This is a genomic window from Halomonas terrestris, assembly GCF_049166755.1.
Lineage (GTDB): Bacteria > Pseudomonadota > Gammaproteobacteria > Pseudomonadales > Halomonadaceae > Halomonas.
Genome location: NZ_JBMHFZ010000045.1, coordinates 1 through 3,629 on the forward strand (window position 1 = coordinate 1; position 3,629 = coordinate 3,629).

The 3,629-nt window shown below is 63.5% G+C and carries 4 protein-coding genes; 3 read left to right on the forward strand and 1 reads right to left on the reverse strand.

Annotated elements, in window-relative coordinates; translation table 11 throughout:
• The first annotated feature begins 101 nt into the window (after positions 1-101).
• On the forward strand, positions 102-263 hold the full coding sequence (locus ACOMD9_RS20980) for a hypothetical protein (protein WP_421417959.1): 162 nt from the start codon (positions 102-104) through the stop codon (positions 261-263).
• Positions 264-371: 108 nt separating this feature from the next.
• On the opposite strand, the gene gdhA is transcribed toward ACOMD9_RS20980, so the two are convergent.
• Positions 372-1,724 carry an NADP-specific glutamate dehydrogenase gene (gene gdhA, locus ACOMD9_RS20985; protein ID WP_421417960.1) on the reverse strand — a complete coding sequence of 451 codons (1,353 nt, stop codon included), beginning with the start codon at positions 1,722-1,724 and terminating at the stop codon, positions 372-374.
• Positions 1,725-1,996: 272 nt separating this feature from the next.
• Between gdhA and ACOMD9_RS20990 the strand changes: the two genes are divergently transcribed.
• Together ACOMD9_RS20990 and rlmM are read left to right on the forward strand one after the other, a co-directional pair.
• Complete coding sequence (locus ACOMD9_RS20990) at positions 1,997-2,470, forward strand: DUF2721 domain-containing protein (protein ID WP_421417961.1); 474 nt, start codon at positions 1,997-1,999, stop codon at positions 2,468-2,470.
• On the forward strand, positions 2,467-3,534 hold the full coding sequence (gene rlmM / locus ACOMD9_RS20995; protein ID WP_421417963.1) for a 23S rRNA (cytidine(2498)-2'-O)-methyltransferase RlmM: 1,068 nt from the start codon (positions 2,467-2,469) through the stop codon (positions 3,532-3,534). The genes ACOMD9_RS20990 and rlmM overlap by 4 nt, the downstream gene beginning before the upstream one ends.
• The last annotated feature ends 95 nt before the right edge of the window (positions 3,535-3,629 follow it).

Genomic DNA, 3,629 nt, shown 5'->3' on the forward strand with positions numbered 1-3,629 from the left:
CGCGTTTCTGGGGGAGATCACGGCAGACCGGAGGTTAGACTTTAGGCTATAGACAAAGGTATAATGCAGCGCAATATGAACAGCGATGCGAGGCCGTACCCATGAGCCATGCCAAGATGACCTTTCCCACCATCTGGGATCTGGTGGATTCCCGGCGCCCTGTTGTCATGCCCCTGCTTGGTGGGCTGTGGCGCGGGGTGATGAGGCTGGCCGAGGCACAGTGCCAGGCGCAGGCGCGCCGGGGTTTCCACCCGTACGTCTGATGCCAGGCTCCGCCGCGAGCCGCAGGCAGAGAAGATCATGACCAGGAAAAGCCCGGGCCGTCAGGCCCGGGCTTTCTCGATCGTGGAGATGACGCTCTGTGACGGGGCTTACACCACGCCCTGATCGATCATGGCGTCGGCCACCTTGCGGAAACCAGCGATGTTGGCGCCGAGTACCAGGTTGGTCGACTCGCCGAACTCCTCGGCAGTGTCGGCGCACTGCTTGTGGATGTTGGCCATGATCTCCTTGAGCTTGGCGTCGACCTTCTCCAGGGGCCACTGTTCCATGCTGCTGTTCTGGGCCATTTCCAGCTGGCTGGTGGCCACGCCACCGGCGTTGGCGGCCTTGCCGGGGCCGTAGGCGATCCTGGCCTCCAGGAAGCGATCCACGGCTGCGGCGGTGGAAGGCATGTTGGCACCTTCGCTGATGCAGGTGATGCCGTTGCCCAGCAGCGTCTCGGCATCTGCCTCGGTGAGCTCGTTCTGGGTGGCGCAGGGGAAGGCCACGTCGCCCTTGATGCGCCAGACCGCATGACCATCTTCCGGGTAGTCTCGTGCCGGGATGTAGCTGGCCTCGGGGTGCTTGCCGAGATACTCCTCGAGGGAGGTGCGCTTGACCTCCTTGAGCTCCTTCAGGAGGTCCAGGTCGATGCCGCGGGGATCATGCAGAGTGCCGCGTGAATCGGAGCAGGTCACGGGCATGGCGCCCAGCTCGTAGAGCTTCTCGATGGTGTAGATCGCCACGTTGCCGGCCCCGGACACCAGGCAGGTCTTGCCTTCGATGCTTTCACCGCGCGCCTCGAGCATGTTCTGGGCGAAGTAGACGGCACCGTAGCCGGTGGCCTCCTTGCGGCCGATGGAGCCGCCCCAGTTGAGGCCCTTGCCGGTGAGCACGCCCTCGTAGCGGCCGGTGAGCCGCTTGTACTGGCCGTACAGGTAGCCGATCTCCCGGGCGCCCACGCCGATGTCGCCGGCCGGGACATCGGTGGTCGGGCCGATGTGGCGATGCAGCTCGGTCATGAACGACTGGCAGAAGCGCATGATCTCGCCATCGGACTTGCCCTTGGGATCGAAGTCGGAGCCCCCCTTGCCGCCACCGATGGGCAGGCCCGTCAGGGCGTTCTTGAAGATCTGTTCGAAGCCGAGGAACTTGATGGTTCCCGAGGTAACGCTGGGATGGAAGCGCAGGCCGCCCTTGTAGGGGCCGAGGGCGGAGTTGAACTGCACGCGGTAGCCCTTGTTGACCTGGACCTTTCCAGTGTCATCGGTCCAGCAGATGCGGAACATGATCTGACGCTCCGGCTCGACGATCCGCTCGATGATGCTGTGGTCGTGGTAGAAGGGGCTGCGCTCGAACAGCGGACGAAGACACTCCAGCACTTCCTCGGCGGCCTGGTAGAACTCGGTCTGGGCGGGACTGCTCTTCCTGAGGCCTTCCAGGGTGTCATGAACGTACGGCATGGCGGTTTCCTGTGATGGTGGATGTGTGAGGAGGGGTCGCTCTGCGGCGGCCTTGCCTGAAAAACGCTTCCACAATGGTGCTCAATATATAGCAATGCACCATTATGCAGCAAGCGTATGGGCCATGCAGGGATTAGACATAGATATGAGCCAAAAATGCTTGTAAATGCCAAAAATCGTTGCACCATTAATAAACATTAGAATATCTTCAAAGATGGTGATTAAACGTTAGGTGCGGATGAGTGGAGTCGCCCGGCCCCGGGAGGGCTGTTATGATGCGCGCTCCGCTTTGCTTGTTGGAGGCTGTCTTGAGCCTGACTACGCCAGCACTGTTGTTTCCGGCCATTTCCTTGCTGCTGCTGGCCTACACCAACCGCTTCCTGGTCCTGGCCCAGTTGATTCGCAGGTTGGCTGACGAGGAGCGCAGCCAGCATCAGGATGTCACCGCGCGGCAGATCCTGATGCTGCGCAAGCGCATCTCCTTGACCAAGCGCATGCAGGTGGCCGGAGTGATGAGCTTCCTGCTCTGCACCCTGTCGATGTTCGCCCTGTTCCTGACCCTGGAACAGACGGGTATGGTCCTGTTCGGCCTGAGCCTGGTGACACTCTCCGTTTCGCTGATCTATTCGCTGTGGGAGGTCACGATCTCGACCAATGCCCTGAACGTCCAGTTGCAGGGCATCGAGGATCTCCGCAAGTCGGGAAGCGACAGGCAACACCAGGATGAGCAGGGAGAGTGCAGATGAGTATGCCGTGCGAGTTGCTGCTCTATTGTCGTGCCGGGTTCGAGCCTGACCTCGCCGCCGAGGTGGCGGAAAAGGCCGAGGGGGCGGGCTGGCAGGGTGAGAGTCGTTTCACGGTCAACTCGGGCTTCGTCCGTTTCGTGGTGGCGGGGGGGGAGCCGGCGAACGCTCTCCACCGGGCGCTGCCCCTGGCCTCCCTGGTATTTGCCAGGCAGAGCCTGGTGGCGCTGCCGCCGCTCTCTCTCGAGCGGGAGGATCGCCTTGGCCCGATCATCGAGCAGGTCGTGAGCAGTGGCTGGAGCTTCGAATCACTGTGGCAGGAGACGCCGGATACCAACGACGGCAAGGCCCTTGCCGGCTTGATCAAGGCGCTGAGCCGGCCGCTTGAGTCGGTGCTGAAGAAGCGCAAGGCACTGCGGCGCAAGGCAGGCGGTCGACGCCTGCACCTGCTGTGGAGCAGCGGCGACCACGTGCAACTGGGCATGAGCTTTCCCGGCAACCGCAGCGAGATGCCGGGGGGCATTCGTCGGCTGCGCTTTCCCCATGCGGCCCCGAGCCGTTCGACCCTGAAGCTCGAGGAGGCCTGGCACGAGTTCGTCCCCCGTGAGCAGTGGGACACGCGGCTGGCCGAGGGTATGCAGGCGGTGGATCTCGGCGCCGCCCCGGGTGGCTGGACCTGGCAGCTGGTGAAGCGCGGGATGCATGTCTATGCCATCGACAATGGCCCCATGGACAAGGTCCTGATGGCCACGGGGCAGGTGGAGCACCTGCGCGAGGATGGCTTCGTCTGGGAGCCGCCGTACCGCCTCGACTGGCTGGTCTGCGATATCGTCGACAAGCCGGCCCGGGTGGAGGCGATGGTGGAGCGCTGGCTGGTGCGGCGCTGGTGTCATGAGGCAGTGTTCAATCTCAAGTTGCCGATGAGGCGGCGCTGGCCCGAGGTCGCGTCCTGTCTGGAACGGCTCGAGCAGTCACTGGCGGCGGCCGGGATAGCGGCGGAGGTCGGCTGCCGTCACCTCTATCACGACCGTGAGGAGGTGACGGTTCACGTGCGGCTGCGCGACTAGCCGCCTCTGGCTGCTTGCCGAGTGGCCAGCGTCCGGGCGGAGCTGGCCACCTGCTTCAGTGAGTGGTCGGCTCGTAGATCCGGATGCGCTCCTCC

Excerpts from the sequence above, each read along its gene's own strand:
- rlmM (WP_421417963.1), top strand. The coding sequence starts at position 2,467 with ATGAGTATGCCGTGCGAGTTGCTGCTCTATTGTCGTGCCGGGTTCGAG.
- ACOMD9_RS20990 (WP_421417961.1), top strand. The coding sequence starts at position 1,997 with ATGATGCGCGCTCCGCTTTGCTTGTTGGAGGCTGTCTTGAGCCTGACT.
- gdhA (WP_421417960.1), bottom strand. The coding sequence starts at position 1,724 with ATGCCGTACGTTCATGACACCCTGGAAGGCCTCAGGAAGAGCAGTCCC.
- ACOMD9_RS20980 (WP_421417959.1), top strand. The coding sequence starts at position 102 with ATGAGCCATGCCAAGATGACCTTTCCCACCATCTGGGATCTGGTGGAT.